This is a genomic window from Geodermatophilus sp. SYSU D00965 (assembly GCF_054050075.1).
On sequence record NZ_JBJGYQ010000022.1, the window covers coordinates 73,417 to 99,628 of the forward strand.

Below are 26,212 nucleotides of genomic sequence, written 5' to 3' on the forward strand. Positions count from 1 at the left end.
CCGATGGCCTCGATCGGCGTCCCGGCTCGATCGTCCGGGACGCGCGATCGGGACCTCAGGTCACCGGGTGGTCTGCGCCTCGCGACGCGGGAGCACCCAGTCGGGCCGCACGTAGTGGCAGGTGTAGCCGAAGGGGACCTTCTGCAGGTAGTCCTGGTGCTCCTCCTCGGCCTCCCAGAAAGGGCCCGCCGGCACGACCTCGGTGACGACCTTGCCGGGCCACAGGCCCGAGGCGTCGACGTCGGCGATGGTGTCGAGCGCGACGCGCTGCTGCTCCTCGCTCGTGTAGAAGATCGCCGAGCGGTAGCTCCGGCCCACGTCGTTGCCCTGCCGGTCCTTCGTCGACGGGTCGTGGATCTGGAAGAAGAACTCCAGCAGCTCCCGGAACGAGATCTTCTCGGGGTCGAAGACGATCTCGACCGCCTCGGCGTGGTCACCGTGGTTCCGGTACGTGGCGTTCGGTGTGTCGCCGCCGGAGTACCCGACCCGGGTGGAGAGCACCCCCGGGCGCTTGCGCAGCAGCTCCTGGGCGCCCCAGAAGCAGCCGCCGGCGAGGATCGCGGTCTCAGTGGTCACGTGTGCCTCCCTCTGTCTGCAGCACGACGGGTGAACGCCGCGACCGGTGCAGGTGTTTCCTCCTCGGAGCGCGGCTTCGATGCCGGGACGGTCGATGCACCCGGACAGACGCCGACGGCCCGCCGACCGGGGGTCGGCGGGCCGTCGGCGCAGGTTCGTGCGCGGGGCGTCAGGCGACGTCGGTGCGGGCGTCGGACAGGTACTCGCGCACCGCCGGCTCGGGGACGCGGAAGGACCGGCCGACGCGCACCGCGGCCAGGTCCCCGCCGTGCACGAGGCGGTACACGGTCATCTTCGACACGCGCATGATCGCCGCGACCTCGGCCACGGTGAGGAAGCTGACCCCAGCGCGAGGCGCGGGCCGCTCGATCCCCGGCTGCACCGCGGTCGGGTGCGGGGTCCCCGGTCGCACGGCCATCGGTCGCTGACCCATCGGGCCGGCGCCGAACTGCGGGCGGGCACCCGGCGACGTGGGGCGGGCCGCCGGCTGGGGGCCGGGCACGGCGGGGCGGGTGTAGGGACGCTGGCCGTAGGCGGCCTGGCGGTGGAGAGCCGGAGCGGGGGAGCGCTGGGGCAGGGACACGTCGTTCCTCTCGGTGGCGGTCCACGGGACGCGGGTCAGGCTCGCCGTCGGCGACGCTGTGCGTCCGTGCTGCTACTGACCGTATGGGATCGGCGAGAGTGGTGCGAGGACAGTGACGGACGAGACGGACCGGTCCGGTTCGTCAGGAGTTGACCGTGCGCTCACCGGCGGGACGGCACCGGCGCGGCGTGCTCAGCCGATCCAGCGGCGCACCTGGCCGGTCAGCACGCGGCCGAACTGCAGCTCCGGGAAGTGGGCGCCGGCGCCGTAGGTGGTCTCGCCCTCGAGTTCGCGGAACAGCCGTTCCCGCACCCGCGCGGCGAGCTCGGGGTCGAGGTCGCCCATGGCGTGCCACGAGGTCTCGTCCAGCTGCACGGGGCAGGTGATCGCGTCGCCGAGCAGCAGCGCCCGGTGCACCCCGGAGGACACGACGACCGACAGGTGACCGGGGGTGTGCCCCGGGGTCATCGTGACGTCGACGCCGGGGACGACGGCGGTGTCGTCGCCGACCAGGTGGATGCGGGCGCCGTCCGTGGTCTGCATCCCGTGCCGGATGTGGGGGAGCATCCGGCTCTCCGGGTTGAGCACGAAGTGCTTCCAGTCGCCCGCGCCGAACCAGAGCTCGGCCCGGGGGAAGGTCGGCCGGCCGGCCAGGTCGAAGAGCCATCCGCAGTGGTCGAGGTGCAGGTGCGTGCAGATGACGACGTCGACGTCCTCCGGCCGCACCCCGGCCGCCCGCAGCCCGGTCATGAGCTGGCCGCCGACGAGCAGCCGCCGCGGGCCGTCGTCGTGCAGGTCCGGACCCAGCCCCGCGTCGACCAGCACCACGTGCGAGCCGGTCCGGACCAGGAAGCAGCCGATCGGCAGCCACGCCTGGCCGTGCCGGTTGAAGAGGTCCTCGTGGCCGTGGGCGGTGACGTGCTCCCCGAAGTAGCCGGGGCTCGTCCGGAACGTGCCGTCGGCGATCGGGTGGACGTCGATGTCACCGACCCTCATGAGCTGTCCTCCCCACGGTCCTCCCGCCGACCTTCCCGCAGGTCGACGCCGACGGCCAGCCGAGGAGGAGGACCCGCGTCCGGCCGGGCGGGGCTCGATGGCGCAGCCCCACCCGCCGGCCGGGGGTCAGGAGGTGCCGAACATGACCACCCAGTGCCCCCGCGTGACCTCGGGGTACCCGATGTAGGCCCAGCCGACCCCGAAGGTGGTGTAGTCCGGGCTCAGCAGCAGCGCGTTGTGCCCGGGGGACTGCTGCCACCACGCCAGCGCGGCGGGCCCCAGGGGGAAGTCGCCGCCCTCGCCCCAGTAGTTGATCTCACCGATCGGGCCGGTGTAGCCGCCGCAGTACTCGGCCCGCTCCGCGATCCCCATGCCGCGGGAGTCGATGTGGTCGGATGGCGAGAACCCTCGCTGGGCGGAGTCCAGGGCTCCCCACATGGTCGGCCGGCGCAGCGGCTCGGACGCCGTCAGGGCGGGCAGGCCGTTCTGGGCGCGGTAGGCGTTGATGTTGTCGGCCACCCACTGCTCGTCCTCGTCCCACTGCAGCCCCAGCAGGTCGGGGCCGGAGCCGTAGCCCATGTAGTTGCAGTCCTCGGGCGCGGCGGTGGCCGCGACCGGTGTGGCCAGGACCAGCCCACTGGAGACGGCGACTGCGACGGTGAACGCGCGACCGGTGGTGCGACGACGGCTGCGGGTCATGACGTCCTCCTCGAGGTGGGCGGGCCGGTCCCGACGCAGGGAGGACGCGACCCGCCCGCTCGGGCAGGACCCGGGTTCAGCGACGACCCCCGTCGGGCTGATCGGTGCGGCACCGCCGCAGCGGTTGCCGCAGGAGAGGGTGGCCCCGCGACCGGGCTCCGGTCAGCAGTAGTGCACTACTGCACTCCCGCCCGCACCGCCGCCGCTACTCGCCGTGACCCGTCGCCCCGCCCGCGGGCGACCCGCGGGCGGGGCGCACCGCGGCGACGAGGGCGGCCCGGTCGGCGAGGCCGAGCCGGGTGCAGGCGCGGTAGACGTGGCTCTCCACGGTGCGCACGGACAGCTGCAACCGGTCGGCGATCGCGCGGTTGGTCAGCCCCTCGCCGGCCAGGAGCGCGATCTCCCGTTCCCGGTCCCGGACGGGCAGCGGGCACCTCGCGGCCAGCAGCGCCGGGGTCCGCGCGCCCTCGGACACCTCGGCCAGCGCCGCGGCCCGGCCCGCCGCCGCAGCGGCCTCGGGCCACCGGCCCCGCTCCCGCGCCACCACGGCGGCCTGCGCGGCGGCGTCGGCGGCGAACAGGTACCGCTCGGCCGCCTCGAGGTCGGCCGAGACGGCCAGGAGCGCGACGGCGTCGCCCGCGGCGAGCGCCCGGGCGTGGGCCGCGGCCGCGAGGGCGGCCCGGCCGGCGGGCGCGCGGGCGAGAGCGGCCAGCCGCGGCGCCTGGTCCCGGTCGCCGAGGCAGACGGCGGTGTGGCGCACCAGCACCTCGACGGCCGACTGCCCCGACGCGTGGGCGAGGTCGGCGGCCCGGGCCAGGTGTTCCCGCGCGGCCACCGTCGCCCCCTCCGCCGCCGCGGCCCAGGCCCGGGCCAGCCCGAGGTGGGCGTCGGGGAGCCGGACGCCGGAGCGGGCCGCGCGCTCGGCCTGCGCGAGGGCGGTCCGGGCGGCGGCGGCCTCGCCGAGAACGGCGTGCGCCTGGGTCTGCAGCGCCGCGAGGACCGCCGTCCACCCGCCTCCGTGCCCCGGCAGCTGGGGGAGCACCGCCTCGACGTGCCGGACCGTCGTGCGCGGGTGCCCGCAGGCGAGCTCGGCGCAGGCCGCCAGCAGCGCGCCGAACCCGGCGGCGTGGCTCCCGGTCCGTCCGCGGACCCATCCCAGCCGCAGCCGGGCGCGTGCCGGCTCGCCCTCCAGGCACACCCCGAGGACCTCCGCGAACGCGATGTCGTGCTGCAGCGGCAGCGTCTCGAGGCTCGCTCCTGCCGCCCCGGTGCCGCGGCGGGCCAGGTCGGCGATCGGGTCACCCCGCCCCGACCAGGCCCGCGCGTACACCGCGGCCCAGCTCGCCCAGGCCGACGCCCACGGGGGGACGCCGTCGTCCGCGAGCACCTCCTGGGCCAGCCGCGCGGCGCGCCCGACCTGGCCGGACGCCATCGCGGCGGTGGCGTGCAGCGCCGCCCGGACCCGCTCCCCGCCGGGAGCGATCTCCTCGGTCCGCGCCGCGACCGGCACCCGGTGCGCCCCCTCGGCGCCCGCGGGGCGCACGCAGCGCAGGTACGCGGACGACAGCGCGACGCGGAGGCGTTCGGCGTCGGTGGCGGCCGACGCCAGCGCCGACCCCAGGGCGGTCTCCGCCTCGGTCGCCCGTGCCTGCCAGGAGAGCACGCTGGCGAGTCCGAGCCGGGCCTCGAACCCGCCCCCGGCGTCGCAGGCGGCGCGGAGGAGTCGCTCGGCGAGTTCGTAGTCGGTCAGGTCCACCGCCTGCCCCGCGGCGCGCACCAGCGTCGCGGGGTCCGGGTGCGTGTCGCCGTCGAGCCCGAGGACGGCGCTGCGCAGGGCGTCGCCGGCGCGGCGTCCCCCGGCGAAGACCTCGGAGAGCTCGCGGCGGAGCCGCCGGGCCCGCGGCGAGCTCACCCGTGCCCGGACCGACTCCGCGTACAGCGGGTGGGCGATCCGCACGTCCCACCGCGTGCCCTCCCGCCCGACGGCGGCCAGGCCCCGCTGGGCGACCTGCTCGACCGCCTCCGCGCCGGTGAGCCGGGTCAGCTGGTCCAGACCCAGGGGCTCGCCGAAGGCCAGCAGCTCCATCACCCGGCCCTGCGCCTCGGTCAGGACGCCGATCCGCTGCGCGACCAGCTCGTCCAGGGCCGGCGGCAACCCGGCCGGCCCCGCCCACCGCCACACCCCGTCGGTGCACGCCAGGCGGCCGGCGCGGCGCTCCCCGTCCACGAGGTGGCGCAGCCACAGCACGTTGCCCCGGGTGATCTCGAAGAACCGGTGCTCGCTCGCGGCGGAGACCGGGCCGCCGAGGCCGGCGCGCAGCAACGCGCCCGTCGCCGCCTCGGCCAGCGGCAGCAGGTCCAGCCGCTCGGCCAGGCCGTCCTTCCACAACGCCGTGACCGCGTCCGGCGCAGCCTGACCGCTGCGCACCGTGAGGACCATCGGGATCGCGCGCTCGGCGACGGCCTGCTGCAGCACCGTGGCCGAGACCTCGTCGAGCAGGTGGGCGTCGTCGACCGCCAGCACCCACTCGCGACCGGCGGCCTGCAGGGCCTGGGTGGCCCGCTGCACCGCGGTCACGTCCGGCTCGGCGTCGGAGTCGGTCCCGGTCCACCCCGCCAGCGCCGCGAGCGGGACGTCGCGCGAGGACGCGGTGGCCGCCACGAACCCGTGCCCGGCACCCGGGCCGCCCACCCGCGCGAGCAGCTCCCGGGCCAGCCGGCTCTTGCCCACCCCGGGGGCGCCGGCGACCACCAGGCAGCCGCGCCGCCGCACCGCCTCCACCGCCGACCGCAGCTCGTCGTCGCGCCCGGTGAACGGCCAGGTGTCCATCGACGCCGTCACCCCCAGCACCGTCGTCGGGCGGTGCACCGAGGCGACCGACGCCCCGTGCGCCGCCGGGAGCGGGACGAACCGGATCAGGTCCGGGGACACCGTCGTCCCGACCGGGCACGACGGCAACGGGCCGGCGCGCCGGCTGCGGAGTTCCGGAACCGGCGGGACGCGGCCGGTCACCCGGGGCAGCCGGGGCGGCCTCCGACGGCCCTCGGCGAGCCACCCGCCGCGGACCGCCGGGCGCGGCCGCGGCGCGGTCGTGGACAGTGGGGACCATGCAGGCACCTCTCCCGGCCGACCGGATCCTGGACGTGGCGACGCGGATCGCCGACCAGCTGCTGGAGGTCCAGACCCGGGTCAACGGGCAGATCGACGCCGCCCTGGCCGACCTGCTGCCCGGCGTCCAGGAGCGGCTGGACGTCCGACCGGCGGACGACGTCGACCTCTCCGACCTGGTGAACGCCCGGATCACCGGCCTGAGCGTCGTGGTCACGCCCGCGGCGGTGGCCACCGTCGTCCCGCTGTCGGCCGCCTCGGCCGCCACGACGCGGGCCGGACGCCGCGCCATGACCGAGATCGTCACCGGTGCCGACGACCGCCTGGCCGTCATCGCCGGCCCCTGCTCGATCCACGACCCGGCCGCCGCCGTCGAGTACGCCGGCTTCCTCGCCCGCATGCGGGAACGGCACGGCGACGACCTCGAGATCCTGATGCGGACGTACACGGAGAAGCCGCGCACCGAGGTCGACTGGAAGGGGTTCGCCTACGACCCGTTCCTCGACGGGTCCAGCCGCATCAGCGTCGGCCTCGTCGCCACCCGGGTGCTCATGTGCCAGATCACCGCCCTGGGCGTGCCGGTGGCCGCCGAACCGCTCAACGCGCTGACGCCGCAGTACGTCAACGGCCTGGTCACCTACAACGGCGTCGGCGCGCGCAACGTCACCGACCAGACCGCCCGCGAGCGGGTGTCGGGCTTCTCGTCCGTCGTCGGCTTCAAGAACTCGCCGGAGGGCAGCATCGAGGCCGCCATCTCGGCCGTCGTGGCTGCGCGGGCGCCGCACGAGTTCCTCGGTGTCGACCACCACGGGGTGTCGGCCCAGCTGTCGACGACGGGCAACGACACCGGCCACGTCATCCTGCGCGGCGCCCAGGACGGCCCCAACTACTCGGCCGAGCACATCGCGGAGACCAAGCGGAAGCTCGCGGCGCGCGGTCTGCCGGAGGTGGTCGTCGTCGACGCCTCCCACGGCAACAGCCGCAAGGACCACCGGCGCCAGATCGAGGTCGTGCGCGACCTGGCCGGTCAGGTGGCCGGCGGCGAGCGGGCGATCCGCGGCGTGATGGTGGAGAGCAACCTGGTCGCCGGCCGGCAGGACCTCGACCGCCGGCACCCCGAGGCGCTGGAGTACGGCAAGAGCGTCACCGACGCCTGCATCGACCTCGACACCACCGAGGTGGTGCTGGCCGAGCTCGCCGAGGCCGCCCGGGTGCGGCGGGGGACCCGGCAGCGGGAGGGCAGCTCCGCCGGCGCGTGACCCCGCGCAGCCGCAGCAGGCCGTCGTCGACGTGATCGGGCGGGACGGTCGGTCGCTGGGCTGGGGGTCTGTCGCTCTGTTGGGCTACCCTGACGCACCGTGCGCGCCCCGTCGGACACGCCTGACTCGAGCCTCCTGCGGGACGTCCGGGCGCGGGACCCGCAGTCCGCGGCGCGCAGCGCCGCCCTCATCCTGCTGCTGGCCGCCGTCGCCCTGGCCGGGTGGGCGCTCCTCGAGCACTCGACGCAGGCCCCGCTCGCGCGCGGGCTCTGCTGGTCGGCCGCCGGGCTCCTGGCCGCGTTCGCCGTCGTCCACCGGGTCGTGCCGGCGGAGCGCCTGGACCGGATGGCGGCCGGTGCGCTGATGTCCGTCGGAGGCGTCCTGCTCGGGGCGTTCCTGTCCCTGCTCACCGACGACACCTCCGCCGCGGCGCAGTCCTTCCTCTCCCTGCCGGTCCTGTGGGCGGCGGCCCACCTGAAGACCGCGGGCGTCGTCCTGGTGACCGGGACGACGGTGCTGGTCGACGCCGGGACGCTGCTGTACCTGCTGCCGGTCCGCGAGGCGCTGACCAACCTCGTCTTCGTGGGGGCCGTGCTGGTGCTGATGGCGGCCGTCCTCTGCCGGGCGGCGGTCCGCCAGGAACAGCTGGTCGCGGCGCTGCAGACGCAGGCGCAGGTCGACACGCTGACCGGCCTGGTGAACCGCCGCTTCTTCCAGGAGGCGCTGGTCCGGACGACCGTGCGCCGGCCGGCCCCGGGCACCGCGCTGGTGCTCATCGACGTCGACGCGTTCAAGTCGATCAACGACGCGCACGGCCACCCGGCCGGCGACGAGGTCCTCGTCCACCTGGCCGGGGTGCTGACCGAGCAGGTGCGTGCCGACGACGCCGTCCTCTCCCGGCTGGGCGGTGACGAGCTGGCCGTGCTGCTGCCCGGCTGCTCCGCGCGCACCGCCCAGCGCCGGGCCGAGGCCCTGCTGGAGGCGGTGCGCCGGACCCCCGTGACGCTCACCGACGGCACGACGCTGGCCCTGTCCATCAGCCTCGGGGTGGCCCACCTGCCGCAGGCCGCGGACAACCTGGCGGCGCTGTACGAGATCGCGGACGCCGCGCTCTACGACGCCAAGCGCGCCGGGCGCGGCTGCGTCGCCGTGGCCGCGGCCTGAGCCGCGCTCAGCTCGGGACGGCGGCGCGGTACCAGTCGCGCAGGCGCGCGAACCCCTCCTCGAGGGTCACCTCGGGACGCCACCCCAGCGCGGCCCGCGTCCGTCTCTGGTCGAACCAGTGGGCGGTCGCCAGCTGCTCGGCCAGGAACCGGGTGAGCGGGGGGACCGCGCGACGGCGCGTGGCCGCCCAGACCCCCTCCACGGCGGCGCCGGCCAGCCAGGCCGCACCGAACGGCACCCGGCCGCGCGGCCCCGGCACCCCCGCGGCCCCGCACAGCCGGCCCAGGACCTCCGCGACCGGGCGCGGCTCCCCGTTCGAGACGACCAGGGCCTCGCCGTGCACCGGCCCGCACGCGTCCACGGCGGCGACCAGGGCGGCGGCCGCGTTGTCGACGTAGGTCGTGTCGATCAGCGCCGCCCCCGACCCGATCACCGGCAGCCGCCCGGCGCGGGCCCGTTGCACGATGCGCGCGACGAGCTGGGTGTCACCGGGGCCCCAGACCAGGTGGGGGCGGACCGCCAGCACGGCGAGCGACGGGGAGTCCGCGGCCAGGGCGTCGGACTCGGCCACGGCCTTGGAGCGGGCGTACCGGCCGCGGGCCCGCGCGGGGTCGGCGGGCCCGGCGCCCACGCCGGTCAGCGGCGTCCCGGCGTGCGCGACGGACGGCGACGAGACGTGCACCAGCCGGCCGACACCCGCGGCCCGGCAGGCGCCCAGCACGGTGCGGGTGCCCTCGATATTGGCGGCGACGTACTCGGCCCACGGGCCGGTGACGTCCACCTTCGCGGCCAGGTGCAGCACGGCGTCCTGCCCGCGGGTGGCCCGCGCCACCACCGCGGGGTCGGCGACGTCCCCCAGCACCTCCGCGCACGGCAGGCCCGACGGGCGGCGCTGCAGCACCGTCACCTCGTCGCCGCGCTCCAGCAGTCCGCGGGCCGTGGCCCGGCCGAGCATCCCGCTCGCGCCGGTGACCAGCACCCTCACGGTCGGCGGGGAGCCCGGGCGCCGGCCAGCAGCCGTGCGGCGCGGCGGGCGACCTCGGCGCGGTCCACCTTCGACTGGTGCCGCACGTCGACCGGCAGCCGTGCCGCGGTCAGCACCGCCGCGACGTCGGTCCCGGCGGCGGCCCGGACCGCGGCGGCGACGTCCTCCCCGGCCAGCCGCAGCGCCGTCCGGCCGCCGCGGCGGGGGCGGACGCCGGAGGGCACGACGACCAGCACGACCGCCTGCGTCCCCGCCGGCCCGACGCCCACGGCCGCGGCGGCCGACACCCCGGCGAGCGCCTCCACCCGCTGCTCGACCCCGACCGGCGTCACCGGACCGGCCGCGGTGGTGATGACGTGCTGGAGACGGCCCTCGACCCAGAGCCGCCCCTCGGCGTCCAGGTGGCCGACGTCGCCGGTGCGGTGCCAGCCGGGGTCCCGCGACGTCGACCGCTCGAGCGCCCACAGCGCGTCGTAGCGGTCCTTGACGTGCGCGGCCCGCACGCAGACCTCGCCGGGGACGCCCGGGCGGTCGGTGAGCTCGCCGTCGGCCCGCCCGTCGGCCGACAGCGGGCTGATCCGCACGTCGACCCCGGGCAGGGGCCGGCCCACGCACACGCCGTCGCCGGTGCCCGCGGCGTCGATGCCGGCGAGGGAGACGTCGGTGACCGGCAGGACCTCGGTCATCCCGTACGGCGTGTGCGCGTCGGCGGCGGGCAGCACCGCGCGCAGCGACCGCAGCAGGGACGCCGGGACGGGGGCGCCGGCCGACATCAGCAGCCGGACCCCGGCCAGGGCCGTGCGCTGCTCGTCCGACAGGTCCGCCGCCGTGGCGGTCACGCGGCGCAGGGCCGCGGGGGAGGCGAAGACCACGGTCGCGTCGACGGCCGCCGCCGCGTCGGCCAGCGCCGCCGCGGTCAGCGAGGCCGGCGCGGTCACGTCGACGTCCGGGACGGCCGACCCGATGCCCAGCGCCGGCCCGAGGATCGCGAACGGCGCGAACGCCGCCACGAACCGGTCCTCGGCGGTGAGCCCGTAGGCGCACCGCACGAGGTCGAGCTGGGCGGCGGCCTGGCGGTGCGTGTAGACGACCCCCTTGGCCGGCCCCGTCGCCCCGGAGGTGAACAGCACGGCGCAGTCGGCGTCCAGCGGGGCCTCGGCCGGGGCGGGCGCCGTGCGGCCGAGGGCCTCCAGCCCGGCCAGCGTGTGCGCCGCCCCCAGCGCGCGCAGGGGCGCCGGGCCGGCCGCGATCCGCGAGCCGGGCAGGCCCATCAGGCGGGCGGCGGCCAGACCGGCCCGGCTGCCGACGACGGCGTCGACCGCCGCGCTGCGCAGGGCCCGGCGCATCCCGGCCAGCCCCAGGCCCTTGTCCGCGACGACGACCACGGCACCGGCGCGCCACACCGCGTACACCGCGGCGGTGAGGTCGGCCGACGGCTCCACGAGGAGGGCCACCCGGTGCCCGGGCCGGACCCCGGACGCCGCCAGCCCGGCGGCGAGGTCGGCCACCCGCCGGGCCAGCCCGGCCCAGCTCACCGTCGTGCCGCCGACCTCGACGACCGCGGGTGCGTCGTCGCCCGACCGCTCGTCCAGGGCGGACCACAGGCGGCGTCCGGCGTCCCCCACCGGGCGGGCCGGCGACTCCAGCGGGCCGGTCCCCAGGTCGGCCACCCACCGGGCCACGGCCGCGGCGTACTCCGGCGCGTCCTCGGGGAGCAGGTGCGAGGCGCCCTCGTAGCGGTGCAGCCGGGCCTGCGGCAGGCGGCGGCGCAGGTCGGCGAGGTACCGCTCGCCGAACACCGGGTCGCGCGGGCCCCACAGCAGCAGCGCCGGGACGTCGAGCGTGCGGACGCCCTCGGCGATCGCCTCCTGCGCCGGGCGGGACGGGTGGCCGGGGGAGAAGGGGATGTCGGCGACGAAGTCGCCGACCGACCGCCGGCGCGACGGCGACCGGTAGGGCGCGGCGAAGGCGTCGCGGACGTCGGCGGGCAGCGCGGGCCGCGACAGCGCCGTGGTCGCCCGGACGAAGACGGGGGTGCCGACGGTGACCGCCGCGCGCACGCCGGGCACGTCGGCCAGCCGGATCAGCGCCGGCCCGAGGTCGCCCTCGGGCATGGCGACGGCGGTGTTGGCCAGGACGACGCCGTGCAGGCCCGCCCGGTGCTCGAGGGCCCACCCGAGGGAGATGACGCCACCCCAGTCGTGCCCGACCGTGACCACCGGCCCGGCAACGCCGAGCGCCGCCGTGAGGTCCCCGAGGTCGGCCACCCGCTGCGCCAGCGACCTCGGCCCGGCCGGGCGGTCGGACCAGCCCATGCCCAGCTGGTCGGGGGCGACCACGCGCCAGCCGGGCGGGGCGGCGGCCAGCAGCCGGCGCCACAGGTAGGACCACGTGGGGTTGCCGTGGACGCACAGCAGCGTGCCGGCCGGGTCCCGGACGCCGTTGTCGAGGACGTGCCAGGTGTGCTCGACGCCGGTGCGGTCGGTGACGGGGACCAGCCGGGACCACGCAGGGTCCAGACCGGGGAGTGCCGGCGGGGGGCTCGCGGCGTCGTCCGCCCTCACCAGGCGATCTCGAGGCAGGACGCGTTGAGGCCCGAGCCGATCCCCATGAGCAGCACCCGGTCGCCGTCCACCAGCGAGTCCTGCTCGCCGGCCAGTGTGAACGGGACCGACGCCGGGCCGAGGTTGCCGCGGGTCGGGAACGTCGTCGGCACCAGCGCGGGGTCGACGGAGAACCGGTCGCACATGGCCTTGGTGTGGACCTTGGACACCTGGTGCATGACGTAGCGGCTCATGCCCTGCGCCCAGTCGAACTCCTCCGCGGCGTCGGCCCACATCTGCAGCGAGAGGTCGAGGCCGGCGTCCAGGAGGCCCTTGAGGTCGGTCCGCATCATGTCGTTGTCGCCGACGCACAGCTCGTGGTGCTCGGTGCCCGCCCGGCTCACCGACCCGACGAGGCGGTGCCCCTCCGGGTGGCGGTCGGCGCGGCCCAGCACCATGGCGACGGCTCCGGAGCCCAGCGTCAGGGTCGCGAACTGCGCCAGCACGTCCTTGGACACGGTGTCGGGCTGGTTGAGCCGGTCGACGGTGCGCTCCTGCACGGGGCGGGAGTCCTCGCCGTTGACGATCAGCGCGTGCTCGACCATCCCGGAGTCGATCATGGCGGCGGCGAGCTCCATGCCGTTGACGAAGCCGAGGCAGGCGTTGGTCACGTCGAAGTTCTGGCAGGACCGCGGCAGGCCCAGCGCGTGGTGCACCGCGACCGCGGTCGAGGGCTCCAGGTACCGGCGGCTGACCGAGGTGTTGATCATCACGCCGATCCCGGCCGGGTCGACCCCGCTCTCGCTGATGGCCTTGGCCCCGGCCGTCGCGGCGCCGTCGACGAAGGTGACGCCCTCGGGCCACCAGCGGCGCTCCCGGATCCCGGCGAGGCGCTCGAGCAGGCCGGGACGCAGCCCGACCCGCTGATAGGTGTCCGCGAGCGCCTCGTCGAGCGCGTCGGAGGTGACGACGCGGGAGGCGTCGGCGGTCTGCACGGTCAGGACGGCCGTGTTGCTGAACCGGTGGGTGGCGCTACGGCTCATGTGCGACGTCCCGTTCTCCGTTGGGCTGACTTCCGGATCCGCCGCGCCCGCTTTCATCGGCCACTACCCGACCTCCCCGACGCTATGCCACGGGCCGCCGCGGGGGAACGGGCGGGGCGCGGCGGCCGGCGACGTCCCCCGGTCAGGCCGCGCCGGCCGGTGCCGCCTCCGCGGCCAGCGCGGCCACGATGGCTCGGCGGAACCACAGCTGGGCCGCCGTCTCCCGGTGCCGCGCCTGCCAGTACAGCCGCACCTCGAAGGTGGGGATGGGGAACGGCGGGTCGACGACGACCAGCGGCCGGCCGCCGAGGACGGTGGAGCCGGCGAAGACCGGGAAGATCGCGATGAGGTTGCACCGCTCGACCAGGTGCGGCAGCGCCGAGAAGTGCGGCACCGTGACCGTCGTCCGGCGGTCCAGGTGCAGGTCGGCGAGGGTCTGCTCGGCCAGCCGGTGGCCGGTGTTGGCGGCGACCACGGCGTGCCGCCCGGCGAGGAAGTCCTCCAGGGTCATGCGGCCGTCGACCAGGGGGAAGTCGGCCCGGACCAGGCAGCCGTAGCTGTCGTCCAGCACCACGGTGCTGCGCAGGTCGCCCGGGACCGGCGTGCTCGCGATGGCGGCGTCCACCCGCCCGGCGGTCAGCCAGTCGGCGACGTGCTCGAAGTCCATCGGGACCACCTCGAGCTCGACCGACGGCGCCTCCTCCGCCAGCCGCTCCAGGATGCGCGGCAGCAGGCTCATCTCGCCGATGTCGGTGAGGCAGAGGCGGAACCGACGGGTGGCGGTGGCGGGGTCGAAGCGCCGGGTGCTCTCGACGGTGAGGTCGATGCCGCGCAGGGCGGTCCGGAAGCCGGCGTAGAGCTCCGCGGCCACGGTGGTCGGCTCCATGCCCCGGGGGCCGCGGACGAAGAGCGGGTCACCGAAGTGGTGCCGCAGGCGGGAGAGCGCGTGGCTCACCGTCGGCTGGGTCACCCGGAGGGCCTGGGCGGTGCGGGTGAGGTTGCCGGTCTCGTACACCGACACGAGCGTCCGCACGAGGTTGAGGTCCAGTTCCGCCACGCGGCCGACCATAGACGGCGTCTATGCGGCGGGGGTCAGATCATTCATTGGACCGGGCTCGGGTGGGTTCCTACGCTCCAGCGGGACCCGATCCGAGGAGCTGCGCGTGCCCACCGTCCGCACCACCACCTACGACCTCCTGCGACGGGAGGGGCTCACCACCGTCTTCGGCAACCCCGGGTCGAACGAGCTGCCGTTCCTCGCCGGCATGCCCGAGGACTTCCGCTACGTCCTGGGCCTGCACGAGGGCGCCGTCCTGGGCATGGCCGACGGGTACGCCATGGCCTCCGGGCGCCCGGCGTTCGTCAACCTGCACGCCGCGGCCGGCACGGGCAACGCCATGGGCGCCCTCACCAACGCGGTCGCCGCGCACACGCCGCTGGTCGTCACCGCCGGCCAGCAGGTCCGGGCCACGCTGGGCGTCGAGCCGCTGCTGGCGATCGCCGAGCCGGCGCAGCTGCCCCGGCCCCTGGTGAAGTGGAGCGCAGAGCCGGCCAGCGCCACCGACGTCCCGCGGACGATCAGCCAGGCGGCCCACACCGCCCGGCTGGAGCCGCAGGGTCCGGTCTTCGTCTCCGTGCCCTACGACGACTGGGGCCAGGAGGCCGGGCCCGACAGCGAGCACCTGGCCGACCGCGCCGTCGCCCAGGCCGCCTGGCCGTCCCCGGCGCAGGTCGACGAGCTCGTCGCCGTCCTGTCCGCCGCGCGGAACCCGGTGCTGGTGGTCGGGGGAGCGGTGGACGCGGTGGCCGCGAACGGGCTGGCCGTCGAGCTCGCCGAACGGCTGCGGATGCCGGCCTGGATCGCGCCGTCGGTGTCCCGGTGCCCGTTCCCCACCCGGCACGCCTCCTTCCGCGGCGTCCTGCCGGCGGCGGTGCGCGGCATCTCCACGCTGCTGGCCGGCCACGACCTCGTCGTCGTCCTCGGGGCGCCGGTCTTCCGGTACCACCAGTACGACCCGGGCTCCTACCTGCCCGACGGCGCCCGCCTGGTGCACGTCACCTCCGACCCGGCGGAGGCCACCCGCGCGCCGATGGGCACGGCCCTGGTCGGCGACCTGCGGGCCGTGCTGGAGGCGGTGCTCGAGCGGCTGCCCCAGGCCGACCGCCCGATGCCCACGCCCCGGCCCGTGCCGGACCTGCCCGAGCCGCAGCCCGGCGCGCTGTCGCCGGCCGAGGTCTTCAGCGTGGTGGACGCCGCCACGCCGGAGGACGTCGTCTACGTCAAGGAGTCGACGTCGACCACCGGCGTCTTCTGGGACCACGTCGACATCCGGCACCCGCGCAGCTTCTTCTTCCCCGCGGCCGGCGGCCTGGGCTTCGGCATGCCCGCCGCGGTCGGTGCCGCCCTGGCCCGCCCCGAGCGCCGCGTCGTCGCGCTCATCGGTGACGGCTCGGCCCACTACGGCATCACGGCCCTGTGGACGGCGGCCGCCTACCGCGTGCCGGTGGTCTTCGTCGTCCTCAAGAACGGCACGTACGCGGCGCTCAAGGCGTTCGCCGGCTACATGGGCCTGCCCGACGTGCCGGGCCTGGACATCGGCGGCATCGACCACTGCGCGATCGCCGAGGGCTACGGCGTTCCGGCAACGCGGGTCGACGACCGGGCCGGTCTGGACAAGGCGCTGCGCGAGGCGCTGGCCGGGGACGGGCCGGTGCTCATCGAGGTGCCGACCGCCTCCACCAACCCGTTCGAGTGATCTTCCCTCCACCCCCGACCGCACCTTCGAAGGGACCCCCCGCGATGAGACGATCAGCGCTGATCTCCGTGCTCGCACTCTCCCTGGCCGCCTTGAGCGCCTGCGGCTCCGACGAGGCGGCGTCCCCGGCCACGCCGGGGGAGGGCGGCACCACCGCCATCACCGTGGGGGCGCTGCCGGTCCCCGACGCTGCGGCCATCCACGTCGGCATCGACCAGGGCTTCTTCGCCGAGGAGGGGCTCGACGTCACCGTGCAGTCCACGACCGGCGGTGCCGCCGCGGTGCCCGGCGTCATGTCCGGTGACTACGCCTTCGCCTTCGGCAACTACATGTCCGGCATGGTGGCCAAGGACCAGGGGCTTCCGCTCGAGTACGTGACCAACGCGGCGGCCGCGACCGAGACCGGCGGCTTCCAGGCCGTCGTCGTCCCGACCGACTCGCCGATCCAGGAGCCGGCCGACCTGGCCGGCAAGCGGGTGTCGGTGAACAACCTGTCGAACATCAACGACACCACCATCCGCGGCATCGTCGACGCCGACGGCGGCGACTCCTCGACGATCCAGTTCCTCGAGGTCCCCTTCCCCGACGCCGTGGCCGCGGTCGTCAACGGCGACGTGGACGCCGCAACGGTCAACCCGTGGACCGAGGACATGGCGACGACGAACGGCCTGCGGGTCGTCACCTACAACTTCACCGACTTCGTGCCCGACCTCGACATCGCCGGCTGGTTCACCACTCAGGAGACCGTCCAGAGCCAGCCCGAGCTGGTCGAGGCGTTCCGGTCGGCGATGAACCGGTCGCTGGAGTTCTGCCAGGAGAACCCCGACGAGGTGCGCCGGGTCATCGGCACCTACACGCAGATGACGCCGGAGCTGCTCGACAACCTGACCCTGCCGGTGTACCGCACGGACGTGAACCAGGAGGCGCTGGCGGCCCTCGGGGCGGCCGCGGTCGAGTACGGCACCCTGAAGGCGGAGCCGGACCTCGACGCCCTGCTCTGGTAGCCCGCGTGGGCGCCGGGTGGCGCCCGTGGTGTCCTGAGAGACGGCGGACGTCCCGGGTCGACGACGCCGGACCGGATCGGAGGAGGCCCTCGTGCAGTTCTACCTGGACGGCTACCACCCCGGTGACCCGGAGCTGCCCCCCGGCGCGGAACCGCGTGCCGAGGGGGAGCCCGGGGAGCTCCCCGCGGAGGTCGACGTCCTCGTCGTCGGCACCGGCCCGGCCGGGCTGGTGCTGGCCGCGCAGCTGGCGGCCTTCCCCGGCATCACCACCCGGGTCGTCGAGCGGCGGCCCGGCCCGCTCGAGCTCGGCCAGGCCGACGGCGTCGCGTGCCGCTCCGTGGAGATGTTCGAGGCCTTCGGCATCACCGAGCGGCTGCTCAAGGAGGCGTACTGGGTCAACGAGACCGTCTTCTGGCGCCCGGACGACGGGGACCGCACGCGCATCGCGCGCAGCGGCCGGATCCAGGACGTCGAGGACGGCCTGTCGGAGATGCCGCACGTCATCGTCAACCAGGCGCGGATCCAGCAGCACCTGCTCGACCTCATGCGGCGCTCGCCCGGGCGCGTGACGCCGGACTACGGCCTCGAGGTCCGCGACGTCGTCGTCGGCGACTCGGGCGACCACCCGGTCGAGGTCACCCTCGCGCGGACCGGCTCCGACCGGGAGGGGGAGGAGGTGACCGTCCGTGCCCGGTACGTCGTCGGCTGCGACGGGGCGCGCAGCACGGTGCGCCGCTCGATCGGCCGGGAGCTGCGCGGCGACTCGGCCAACCAGGCCTGGGGCGTCATGGACGTCCTCGCCGTGACCGACTTCCCGGACATCCGGTTCAAGGCGGTGATCCAGTCCGAGGCCGGCAACATCGTGCTCATCCCGCGCGAGGGCGGCTACCTCGTCCGGTTCTACATCGAGCTCGAGGACCTCGCGCCCGGCGAGCGCGTGGCGGCGCGCGGGATCACCGTGGACCGGCTGATCGAGTCGGCCCGGCGGATCCTCTCCCCGTACACGCTCGACGTGCGGGACGTCGTCTGGTGGTCGGTGTACGAGATCGGCCAGCGGCTCACCGACGCGTTCGACGACGTCCCCGCCGACCAGGTCGGGTCCCGCCTGCCGCGGGTGTTCATCGCCGGCGACGCCTGCCACACGCACAGCCCGAAGGCCGGGCAGGGCATGAACGTCGGGATGCAGGACGGGTTCAACCTCGGCTGGAAGCTCGCCGCGGTCGTCGAGGGCCGCGCCGCACCGGAGCTGCTGGGCACCTACTCCGCCGAGCGCCAGGCGGTCGCGCAGCGGCTGATCGACTTCGACCGCGAGTGGGCGGCGAAGCACAGCGCCCGGCCCACGGACGCCGGGGGCGAGGGCGGCGACGCCCCGGACCTGCAGCGCCTCTACTCCGAGCAGGGCCGGTTCACCGCCGGCGTGGCGACGCACTACGAGCGCTCGCTCATCACCGGCGCGACGACCTCCCAGGACCTCGCCAAGGGGTTCGTCATCGGCGAGCGGTTCCACTCCGCGCCCGTCGTCCGGCTCGCCGACGCCAAGGCGGTGCACCTCGGGCACGTCGCGCGGGCGGACGGCCGGTGGCGGCTCTACGCGTTCGCGGACGCGGCCGACCCGCGCGCTGCGGACTCCCGGCTGCGGGCGTTCTGCGAGTTCCTCGCGGAGTCCGACCGGTCGCCGGTCCGGCGGTACACGCCCGAGGGGGTCGACGTCGACGCGGTGTTCGACCTGCGCGCCGTCGTCCAGCAGGGCCACCGGGATCTGTCGGTCACCGGGCTGCCGCCGCTGCTGCTGCCGCGGAAGGGCCGGTTCGGCCTGGTCGACTACGAGAAGGTCTTCTGCCCCGACCTGAAGGCCGGGACCGACGTGTTCGACCTGCGCGGCATCGACCGCGCGCAGGGCTGCCTGGTCGTCGTCCGTCCCGACCAGTACGTCGCGCACGTCCTGCCGCTGGACGCCACCGACGAGCTGGCTGCGTTCTTCGCCCGGTTCATGGTCGAGCCGGGGGCCCGGTGAGCGCGGCCGGCGACTCCCGGCTCAGGCCTGGTGCACGCTGGTGACGCGGTAGACGCCGGGGGCCGAGTCGGTCATGTCGATGAACCGGCGCTCGTCCTCGAGCACCTCGGGGCGGGCGTTGACCATCACCGCCCGGTAGGCCTCCGGGTCGTCGAAGTAGGCCATCGCGAACCCCTCGTACTCGTGGCGGCCGACCCCGGCCGCGCGGGCGGCGAAGGAGCTGGCCTTGGGGTCGGCGTGGAACTGCCGGTACCCGCTGCCCCGCGCGTCCGCTCCGGGCTTGACCAGCCACCCGTGCCGGTTGAGCCAGTGCGAGTGGTGGGCGTCCCAGCTCATGGTCAGCGCCCGGCTGATCACCACGAGCGTCACGACGTCGGTCTCCCGCGGCGTGAACGGGTAGACCGTGCCGACCTGGGCGTAGGAGTCCCCGGCGTCCACCAGGTCCCCGAGCCGGCCGGCCAGGCCCGCGAAGACGGGCACGAGCTCGGCGAGGGGAGCGTCGTCCCACCCGGCCTCGATCTCCGCGTCGAAGGGCTGCCCGCCCATGGCCAGCTGGTGCGAGCTGCCGTCGACCACCCCGTCGAGGAGGTCCAGCACGCGGACCCGGGCCCCCGGACGGTCCCCGACCTGACCCCACACGCGGGCCGCCTCCTCCTCGAGGGTGGCGCGCAGCCCCTCGCGGTCGCCGGAGCCGGCGCGCAGGAGCAGCGACGTCATGGTCTTCACGGGGCGGTCACGAACGGCGAGGCGTCCAGCTCCTCGGTGACGAAGTCGTGCTCGACCATCAGGTCCGCGAGGTCCTGGAGCTCGTCGGTGTCGTCCGGCGCGATGTAGGTCGGCAGGGCCACCTGCTCGATGAGCTCCGGGGACAGCGTCGTGTAGGTGCCCAGGATGTCGCGGACGGCCTGCGGGTCGTCCATCGCGATGTCGGCGCCCTTGGCCAGCGCCCGCTGGAAGGCCGCCACGGTGTTCGGGTTCTGCTGGGCGAACTCGCGGCTGACGGCGAAGCCGCCGACCGGGATGCCGGTGAGCTGGTCGTTGACCGCGTCGAGCACCTGCCGCGCGCCGGCCGCCTCGATCATGGTGGTGAACGGCTCCACGCTGAACGAGGACTGGATCCGGCCGGCCTCGAGCGCGGCGGGCATGTCGGCGAGCGGGATCTCGACGAAGTCGACGCCGCTGGGGTCGACCCCCTCGTCCTCCAGGTCGATCAGCGTCCGCAACTGCGTGATGTTGTTCAGCGTGTTGATCGCGATGGTGGTGCCGGCCAGGTCGGCCGGCCCCTGGATCGGCGACGAGGCCGCCACGAAGACGCCGTTGCCCGGCTCCTCCTCGCCGATCGCCGTGGTCTGGCCCACCGACAGCAGCGGCAGCCCCTGCTGGACGCCGACGAGGAAGGCGACGTTCTGGCCGAACGTCACGTCGAGGTCGCCGGCGATGAGGGCGGGGACGGCGGCCGCGCCACCCTGGGTGGCCTCGGCGGTGACGGTGAGCCCCTCGTCCTCGAAGAAGCCCTCCTGGATGGCCAGGTAGAGCGGCGCCACCTCGGGGATGGGGAGCGTGCCGACGGTGAGCTCGGCCTTCTCCGGTCCCCCCGTGCCCGACCCGCTGGGGGCGGCGGCCGGCTCGGCACTGCCGTCGTCACCCCCGCACGCCGCGAGGGTCGCCACCAGCACGCCGGCGGTCAGCGTGCTGGTCATCCACCTGAGCTTGGGCACGGCAACTCCGGGGCGTCGAGGGAGGTGGGAGGGAATGCATACGTATTCCTAGTGATGCGCGCCACAGGCGTCAAGGCGGCGCACGCGGACACGCACCCAGGTCGCACGGCCGGCGCGGCGCGGGGGAGGAGGACGGTGAGACGGGCGGGGCCGGCATGACTCCGTATGCCCGGTCGGGCACTCCCCGATGCCGTCGGCCGGGGCGGCCGCTCGGTGTCGGCCGCGCCTCCCGGTCCCGGCCGCGGGAAGCGGGGACCGGCCCGATCGACCGCCCCGGCCCCGGACCCCGCACTGCGCGGGTGTGACCTGCGGCCACCGACTAGGTTCGGCACCCGACGGAGTGGTCGGCGCAGGGGAGTGGCACGTGGGCAGATCGGTGCTCGTGACCGGCGGCAACCGGGGGATCGGGCTGGCCATCGCCCGCTCCTTCGCCGAGCAGGGCGACTCGGTCGCGGTCACCCACCGCGGCAGCGGCGCCCCCGACGGGCTCTTCGGCGTGCAGTGCGACGTCACGAGCGCCGAGGACGTCGACCGGGCGTTCGGCGAGGTCGAGGAGCACCAGGGCCCGGTCGAGGTGCTGGTCAGCAACGCCGGCATCACCCGGGACGGGCTGCTCATGCGGATGAAGGAGGAGGACTTCACCGACGTCCTCGACGCCAACCTCACCGCCGCCTACCGGGTGTCGAAGCGGGCCGCGGCCAAGATGGTGCGGGCCCGCTCGGGCCGGATCGTCTTCATCTCCTCCGTCGTGGGGCTGCTGGGCTCGGCCGGCCAGACCAACTACGCGGCGTCGAAGGCCGGGCTGGTGGGCCTGGCCCGCTCGATCGCCCGGGAGCTGGGCAGCCGCGGCATCACCGCCAACGTGGTGGCGCCCGGCTTCGTCGAGACGGACATGACGGCGGCGCTGCCGGAGAAGCGGCAGCAGGAGATCCTCGGGCAGGTGCCGCTGGGGCGCTACGCCTCGGCGGAGGAGATCGCGGGCGTGGTGCGCTTCCTGGCGAGCGACGCGGCCGGCTACATCACCGGGGCGGTCGTCCCGGTCGACGGCGGACTGGGAATGGGGCACTGATGGGCGGCATCCTCGAGGGCAAGAAGGTCCTGGTCACCGGGGTCCTCACCGAGGCGTCGATCGCGTACGCGACCGCGCGCATCGCGCAGGAGCAGGGCGCCACCGTCGTCCTGTCCAACTTCGGCCGCGCCCTGTCGCTGTGCCAGCGGATCGCCAAGCGGCTGCCCCAGGAGGCGGCGGTCATCGAGCTGGACGTCACGAGCACCGAGCACCTGTCGACGCTGGCCGACCGGCTGCGCGAGCAGGGCTTCGACACCCTCGACGGCGTCGTCCACTCGATCGGCTTCGCCCCGCAGGAGGCGATGGGGGAGGGCTTCCCCGAGGTCGCGTGGGAGCACGCCGCGACGGCGTTCCAGGTCTCGTCGTGGTCCTATGCCTCGCTCACCCAGGCCTGCCGGCCGCTGCTGGCCAACCCGTCCTCGGTCGTCGGGCTCACCTTCGACGCCTCCGTGGCCTGGCCGGTCTACGGCTGGATGGGGGCGGCGAAGGCGGCGCTCGAGTCCGTCAGCCGCTACGTGGCGCGCGAACTCGGTCCCGAGGGCGTGCGGTCCAACATCGTCGCCGCCGGCCCGCTGCGGAGCATGGCGATGAAGTCCATCCCGGGCAGCGCCCAGTTCGAGGAGGCGTGGGAGGGCCGCGCCCCGCTGGGCTGGTCGGTCACCGACACCGAGCCCGCCGGCAAGGCCGTCGTCGCCCTGCTGTCGGACTGGTTCCCCGCGACCACCGGCGAGATCGTGCACGTCGACGGGGGTTTCCACGCCGTGGGCGTGTGACCGCATCCGTCGTCGCCCCTCCCCGAGAAAGAACGGACGTGCCCCGCTCCACCGTCGAGATCACCCCAGCAGGACAGCGACCCGACGAGGAGCCGTCGCTGGCCGTCCGCAACAACGGCGGGATCCTGCCGTCGTCCGACCCCGCTCCGGCCGGACGACGGGACGCGCTGCTGCTCCTGTCCTTCGGCGGGCCGGAGGGGCACGACGACGTGATGCCGTTCCTGGAGAACGTCACCCGCGGCCGCGGCATCCCCCGGGAGCGGCTCGAGGCGGTCGCCGAGCACTACCACCACTTCGGCGGGGTCAGCCCGATCAACGAGCAGAACCAGGCGCTGCTCGCGGCGCTGGAGGCCGAGCTGGCCGCGGCCGGGGTGGACCTGCCGGTCTACTGGGGCAACCGCAACTGGGCGCCCTACGTCGAGGACGTGTGGCGGCAGATGGCCGACGACGGCGTCGAGCACGTCTACGTGCTGGCGACGTCGGCCTACGCGTCGTTCTCGGGCTGCCGCCAGTACCACGAGGACGTCGCCCGGGCGCGGGCCGCGCTCTCCGGGGACGCCGCCGCGCCGGGCGGCCCGACCGCGGAGAAGCTGCCGCACTACTTCGACACCGCCGGCTTCGTGCAGGCCAACGCCGATGCGCTGTCCGCGGCGCTGGCCACCCTGCCCGACGACGTCCGGGACACCGCCCGGCTGGTGGCGACCGCGCACAGCATCCCGGACTCGATGGCCGCCGTCGCGGGCCCGGCCGGCGGGGCCTACCAGGCCGAGCTGCTCGTGACCGCGCAGAAGGTCGTCGACGCCGCCGTCCCGGGCCGGCCCTTCGACCTGGTCTGGCAGAGCCGCAGCGGCCCGCCGTCGGTGCCGTGGCTCGAGCCCGACGTCAACGACCACCTGCGGGCGCTGGCGGAGCGCGGCGAGCGGGCCGTCGTCGTCTTCCCGGTCGGCTTCGTGAGCGACCACCTCGAGGTCGTCTGGGACCTCGACAACGAGGCGGAGCAGACGGCCCGGGAGCTGGGGCTGGCCTTCGCTCGGGCCGGGACGGCGGGCACGCACCCGGCGTTCGTCCGCTCGCTGGTGGACCTGCTCCGCGAGCGGCGCGCCGGGGGCCCGCCGCGGCTGGGCACCAGCTGCCCCGCCGCGTGCTGCTTCGTGGCGCCGCGGCCCCGCCCGACCGGCTGAGCCGGCCGCCTGACCCCCATTGCCGGGGCTTCTCGTCCGTTGCCGGTCCTGCAGCACCGGCACAGCGCGAGGAACCCCGGCAACGCCGCCGCGGACTACCTCGGGACGGCGTTGAAGGCGGCGGTGACCGCGTCCCGCACGGCCTCGCCCAGCGGGCGCAGCGCGTCGTCGCGGGCCGCCGCCTGGCCGTGGGTGACGGCGCCGCCCGGGGCGTCGGTGAGCGCGAGGTCGAGCACGCGGGCCAGCCGCTGGGCGCGGGCGAGCAGCGACAGCGCCAGCGGGTCCGAGCCGGGCGGCATGCCGGGGACGTGTGCGGCCTGGGCCAGCCCGGCGAGCAGCGTCGGGACCTCCGGGTGCCAGCGGGCGAGGTCGAGCCGGCCCAGCGTCCGCGCGGCGTCGGAGATGGCCAGGTCGAGCTCTCCGGAGACCGCGCGCAGGTTCCCCTCGACCGGCGGCGGTGCCGGCGCGGCGCCGTCCAGGGAGAAGGCGCTCCACTGCACGGCCTCGGGCCCGAGCGGCTCGGGCACCAGCGCGAGCCGGTCGCCGACGGCGGCCTGCCCCGCCTCCAGCGCCAGCTCGGTGAGCCCTGGCACGCGGGGCAGCCCGCGGACGTCGCCCGGCACCGGCAGCACCAGCCGGAACCGGCGCTCGCCCAGGCCGCGCAGCGCGGTCAGGGCCCAGCCGAGGGGGACCGCCTCGTCGGTCCCGGGGAGGCCGGAGACCCGGTGCGCGGTGTCGCCGACCAGCGCGTCGAGCGCCTCGTCGTAGGAGCTGCGGCCGGAGAGCCAGGCGGTCGCCCAGACCGCGAACCGGCCCGCGGGGAAGTCGTGCACCCAGCGAGGTTATGCCGGGCCCCCGGCCAGGTGACGATGGTGTTGAGATCGGTCACACTGCCGTCCGATTCTGCGAGAGTGATCACGTGGACGCCTGGCTGCTGTGGCTCATCGCATCGGGCCTGTTCGCCGCGGGGGAGATGGCGAGCATGGACCTGGTGCTGCTCATGTTCGCCGGTGGCGCGCTCGGCGGGATGACCGTCGCCCTGCTCGGCGGTGCCGTCGTCCTGCAGCTGGTCGGGTTCATCGTCGTCTCGGCGGTGCTGCTGGCCCTGGTCCGGCCGCTGGCCAAGCGGCACCTGACCCAGCGCACCCCCGAGCAGCTGGACGGCGTGGCGACGCTGATCGGCCGGACGGCCCGGGTGACCCAGGCCGTCGACGGGCACGGCGGCCGCATCCGGCTCGGCGCCGACGAGTGGACCGCCCGCAGCCAGTACGGCGGCGAGAACTTCCCCGTGGGGGCCACCGTCCGGATCCTCCAGGTCGACGGGGCCACGGCCGTCGTCGGCGACGCCCTCGAGCTCGACTGAACCCCGCACCACCCGACGAAGGGAACTCCGTGGAGCCCGCACTCATCGCCTTGATCGTCATCGCGCTGCTGGTGGTCATCGTGGTCGCCAAGAGCGTGACGATCGTGCCGCAGGCGCAGGCCAAGGTCGTCGAGCGCCTCGGTCGCTACAGCCGCACGCTGTCGCCGGGCCTGTCGATCCTGGTGCCGTTCATCGACCGGGTCCGCGCCACCATCGACCTGCGCGAGCAGGTCGTCTCCTTCCCGCCGCAGCCGGTGATCACCGCCGACAACCTGCAGGTCGGCATCGACACCGTCGTCTACTTCCAGGTGACCGACCCGCGGCTGGCCGTCTACGGCATCGCGAACTACATCACCGGCATGGAGCAACTGACCACCACGACGCTGCGCAACGTCGTCGGTGGGCTCAACCTGGAGGGCGCGCTGACCGGCCGCGACGGCATCAACAGCCAGCTCCGGGAGGTGCTCGACGGCACCACCGGGCCCTGGGGTCTGCGCGTGGCCCGCGTGGAGATCAAGGCGATCGACCCGCCGCCGTCCATCCAGGACTCCATGGAGAAGCAGATGCGCGCCGACCGGGACAAGCGCGCGGTGATCCTCACCGCCGAGGGGCACCGGCAGGCGGCGATCACCTCCGCCGAGGGCGAGAAGGCCTCGGCGATCCTGTCGGCCGAGGGCCGCAAGCAGGCGGCGATCCTCGAGGCGGAGGCCGAGCGGCAGAGCCGGATCCTGCGGGCCGAGGGCGAGCGGGCGGCGCTGTTCCTGCAGGCGCAGGGCCAGGCCAAGTCGATCGAGACGGTCTTCCAGGCCATCCACGACGGCAAGCCCGACCAGGGGCTGCTGGCCTACCAGTACCTGCAGACCCTCCCGCAGATCGCGCAGGGTGACGCCAACAAGATGTGGATCGTCCCCAGCGAGTTCAGCAAGGCGCTGGAGGGGCTGGCCAACCTCGGTGGCGCCGGCAGCGGGACGTCGTGGATGGACGTCGGCTCGTCCGGCGACGGCGGCTCGCGCCCGGCGGACGGCGGACTGGACACCAGCGGCTGGTTCGAGTCCCAGCTGCCGCGGGCGGCCGACCAGCCGGAGGCCCGGATCGAGCTCTCCAGCATCACCGACAGCGCGCCGGCCATCCCGACCCCGCCGCCGCTGTCCCAGGTGACCGAGGACGTGCTCGACAGCGGGCCGGCCGCCGACCCGGCCGTGCGGGAGCAGTTCGGCGGGAACGGCGACGCGCCGCCCCGCGGCTGACCACCCTCACCACACAGTTGATCATGGGGTTGTCGGCCCGCGCCCGCGGGGACAACCCCCAGGTCACTTGGATGGCCATCCTGCACGGTCCCCCCCCCACCCTGGGCTCGGGGGGGGGGCGGGGTGGCCA

At 75.4% G+C, this 26,212-nt stretch carries 22 protein-coding genes; 10 read left to right on the plus strand and 12 right to left on the minus strand.

Features of this window, described 5'->3' with window-relative positions:
- Positions 1–60 precede the first annotated feature (60 nt).
- The 5 genes from msrA to ACI789_RS19475 all read right to left on the minus strand — a co-directional run bounded on the left by msrA (position 61) and on the right by ACI789_RS19475 (position 5,786).
- Complete coding sequence (gene msrA, locus ACI789_RS19455; RefSeq protein ID WP_456917311.1) at positions 61–576, minus strand: peptide-methionine (S)-S-oxide reductase MsrA; 516 nt, start codon at positions 574–576, stop codon at positions 61–63.
- 169 nt (positions 577–745) lie between these two features.
- Positions 746–1,159 carry a helix-turn-helix domain-containing protein gene (locus tag ACI789_RS19460; protein WP_457011008.1) on the minus strand — a complete coding sequence of 138 codons (414 nt, stop codon included), beginning with the start codon at positions 1,157–1,159 and terminating at the stop codon, positions 746–748.
- 192 nt (positions 1,160–1,351) lie between these two features.
- Positions 1,352–2,155 carry an MBL fold metallo-hydrolase gene (locus ACI789_RS19465; RefSeq protein ID WP_457011009.1) on the minus strand — a complete coding sequence of 268 codons (804 nt, stop codon included), beginning with the start codon at positions 2,153–2,155 and terminating at the stop codon, positions 1,352–1,354.
- Positions 2,156–2,281: 126 nt separating this feature from the next.
- A complete protein-coding gene (locus tag ACI789_RS19470; protein ID WP_457011010.1) occupies positions 2,282–2,854 on the minus strand; it encodes a CAP domain-containing protein in 573 nt (190 codons plus the stop codon).
- Positions 2,855–3,059: 205 nt separating this feature from the next.
- Positions 3,060–5,786: a LuxR C-terminal-related transcriptional regulator gene (locus ACI789_RS19475; protein ID WP_457011011.1), complete on the minus strand. Its 2,727-nt coding sequence runs from the start codon at positions 5,784–5,786 to the stop codon at positions 3,060–3,062.
- Between the two features lie 176 nt (positions 5,787–5,962).
- Here ACI789_RS19475 and ACI789_RS19480 point away from each other — a divergent pair, with 176 nt between their 5' ends.
- Positions 5,963–7,222: a 3-deoxy-7-phosphoheptulonate synthase gene (locus tag ACI789_RS19480; protein ID WP_457011012.1), complete on the plus strand. Its 1,260-nt coding sequence runs from the start codon at positions 5,963–5,965 to the stop codon at positions 7,220–7,222.
- Positions 7,223–7,321: 99 nt separating this feature from the next.
- On the plus strand, positions 7,322–8,386 hold the full coding sequence (locus ACI789_RS19485) for a GGDEF domain-containing protein (RefSeq protein ID WP_457011013.1): 1,065 nt from the start codon (positions 7,322–7,324) through the stop codon (positions 8,384–8,386).
- A 7-nt stretch (positions 8,387–8,393) separates the two neighbouring features.
- Here ACI789_RS19485 and ACI789_RS19490 read toward each other — a convergent pair whose 3' ends face one another.
- The 4 genes from ACI789_RS19490 to ACI789_RS19505 all read right to left on the minus strand — a co-directional run bounded on the left by ACI789_RS19490 (position 8,394) and on the right by ACI789_RS19505 (position 14,014).
- Complete coding sequence (locus ACI789_RS19490) at positions 8,394–9,371, minus strand: NAD-dependent epimerase/dehydratase family protein (RefSeq protein ID WP_457011014.1); 978 nt, start codon at positions 9,369–9,371, stop codon at positions 8,394–8,396.
- Positions 9,368–11,935: an alpha/beta fold hydrolase gene (locus ACI789_RS19495; RefSeq protein ID WP_457011015.1), complete on the minus strand. Its 2,568-nt coding sequence runs from the start codon at positions 11,933–11,935 to the stop codon at positions 9,368–9,370. The genes ACI789_RS19490 and ACI789_RS19495 overlap by 4 nt, the downstream gene beginning before the upstream one ends.
- Entirely contained in the window at positions 11,932–12,957 is a 1,026-nt protein-coding gene (locus ACI789_RS19500; RefSeq protein WP_457011016.1) for a 3-oxoacyl-ACP synthase III, read from the minus strand. The genes ACI789_RS19495 and ACI789_RS19500 overlap by 4 nt, the downstream gene beginning before the upstream one ends.
- Before the next feature lie 142 nt (positions 12,958–13,099).
- Positions 13,100–14,014, minus strand: a complete 915-nt coding sequence (locus ACI789_RS19505; protein WP_457011017.1) for a LysR substrate-binding domain-containing protein — start codon at positions 14,012–14,014, stop codon at positions 13,100–13,102.
- A 106-nt stretch (positions 14,015–14,120) separates the two neighbouring features.
- Here ACI789_RS19505 and mdlC point away from each other — a divergent pair, with 106 nt between their 5' ends.
- From mdlC to ACI789_RS19520, 3 genes are all read left to right on the plus strand, one after another.
- Complete coding sequence (gene mdlC, locus ACI789_RS19510) at positions 14,121–15,713, plus strand: benzoylformate decarboxylase (protein ID WP_457011018.1); 1,593 nt, start codon at positions 14,121–14,123, stop codon at positions 15,711–15,713.
- A 44-nt stretch (positions 15,714–15,757) separates the two neighbouring features.
- Positions 15,758–16,717 (plus strand): ABC transporter substrate-binding protein, encoded by a 960-nt coding sequence (locus ACI789_RS19515; protein ID WP_457011019.1) that lies wholly within the window; start codon positions 15,758–15,760, stop codon positions 16,715–16,717.
- Between the two features lie 91 nt (positions 16,718–16,808).
- Positions 16,809–18,731: an FAD-binding monooxygenase gene (locus ACI789_RS19520; protein ID WP_457011020.1), complete on the plus strand. Its 1,923-nt coding sequence runs from the start codon at positions 16,809–16,811 to the stop codon at positions 18,729–18,731.
- A gap of 21 nt (positions 18,732–18,752) precedes the next feature.
- On the opposite strand, the gene ACI789_RS19525 is transcribed toward ACI789_RS19520, so the two are convergent.
- Together ACI789_RS19525 and ACI789_RS19530 are read right to left on the minus strand one after the other, a co-directional pair.
- Positions 18,753–19,448, minus strand: a complete 696-nt coding sequence (locus ACI789_RS19525; protein ID WP_457011021.1) for an EthD domain-containing protein — start codon at positions 19,446–19,448, stop codon at positions 18,753–18,755.
- 5 nt (positions 19,449–19,453) lie between these two features.
- Positions 19,454–20,431 carry an ABC transporter substrate-binding protein gene (locus tag ACI789_RS19530; RefSeq protein WP_457011022.1) on the minus strand — a complete coding sequence of 326 codons (978 nt, stop codon included), beginning with the start codon at positions 20,429–20,431 and terminating at the stop codon, positions 19,454–19,456.
- A 382-nt stretch (positions 20,432–20,813) separates the two neighbouring features.
- On the opposite strand from ACI789_RS19530, the gene fabG reads away from it, so the two are divergent.
- From fabG to ACI789_RS19545, 3 genes are read left to right on the plus strand one after another with little or no spacing between them, the layout of a single operon-like run.
- A complete protein-coding gene (gene fabG / locus ACI789_RS19535; protein WP_456917325.1) occupies positions 20,814–21,518 on the plus strand; it encodes a 3-oxoacyl-[acyl-carrier-protein] reductase in 705 nt (234 codons plus the stop codon).
- On the plus strand, positions 21,518–22,291 hold the full coding sequence (gene fabI, locus ACI789_RS19540; RefSeq protein ID WP_457011023.1) for an enoyl-ACP reductase FabI: 774 nt from the start codon (positions 21,518–21,520) through the stop codon (positions 22,289–22,291). Before fabG ends, fabI begins: the two co-directional genes overlap by 1 nt.
- 38 nt (positions 22,292–22,329) lie before the next feature.
- Positions 22,330–23,472 (plus strand): ferrochelatase, encoded by a 1,143-nt coding sequence (locus tag ACI789_RS19545; protein ID WP_457011024.1) that lies wholly within the window; start codon positions 22,330–22,332, stop codon positions 23,470–23,472.
- Positions 23,473–23,567: 95 nt separating this feature from the next.
- Here ACI789_RS19545 and ACI789_RS19550 read toward each other — a convergent pair whose 3' ends face one another.
- Positions 23,568–24,305, minus strand: coding sequence for a hypothetical protein (locus tag ACI789_RS19550; protein ID WP_457011025.1), 738 nt, complete (start codon positions 24,303–24,305; stop codon positions 23,568–23,570).
- Positions 24,306–24,391: 86 nt separating this feature from the next.
- Here ACI789_RS19550 and ACI789_RS19555 point away from each other — a divergent pair, with 86 nt between their 5' ends.
- Entirely contained in the window at positions 24,392–24,835 is a 444-nt protein-coding gene (locus ACI789_RS19555; RefSeq protein ID WP_457011026.1) for an NfeD family protein, read from the plus strand.
- 29 nt (positions 24,836–24,864) lie between these two features.
- On the plus strand, positions 24,865–26,082 hold the full coding sequence (locus tag ACI789_RS19560; RefSeq protein WP_457011027.1) for an SPFH domain-containing protein: 1,218 nt from the start codon (positions 24,865–24,867) through the stop codon (positions 26,080–26,082).
- The last annotated feature ends 130 nt before the right edge of the window (positions 26,083–26,212 follow it).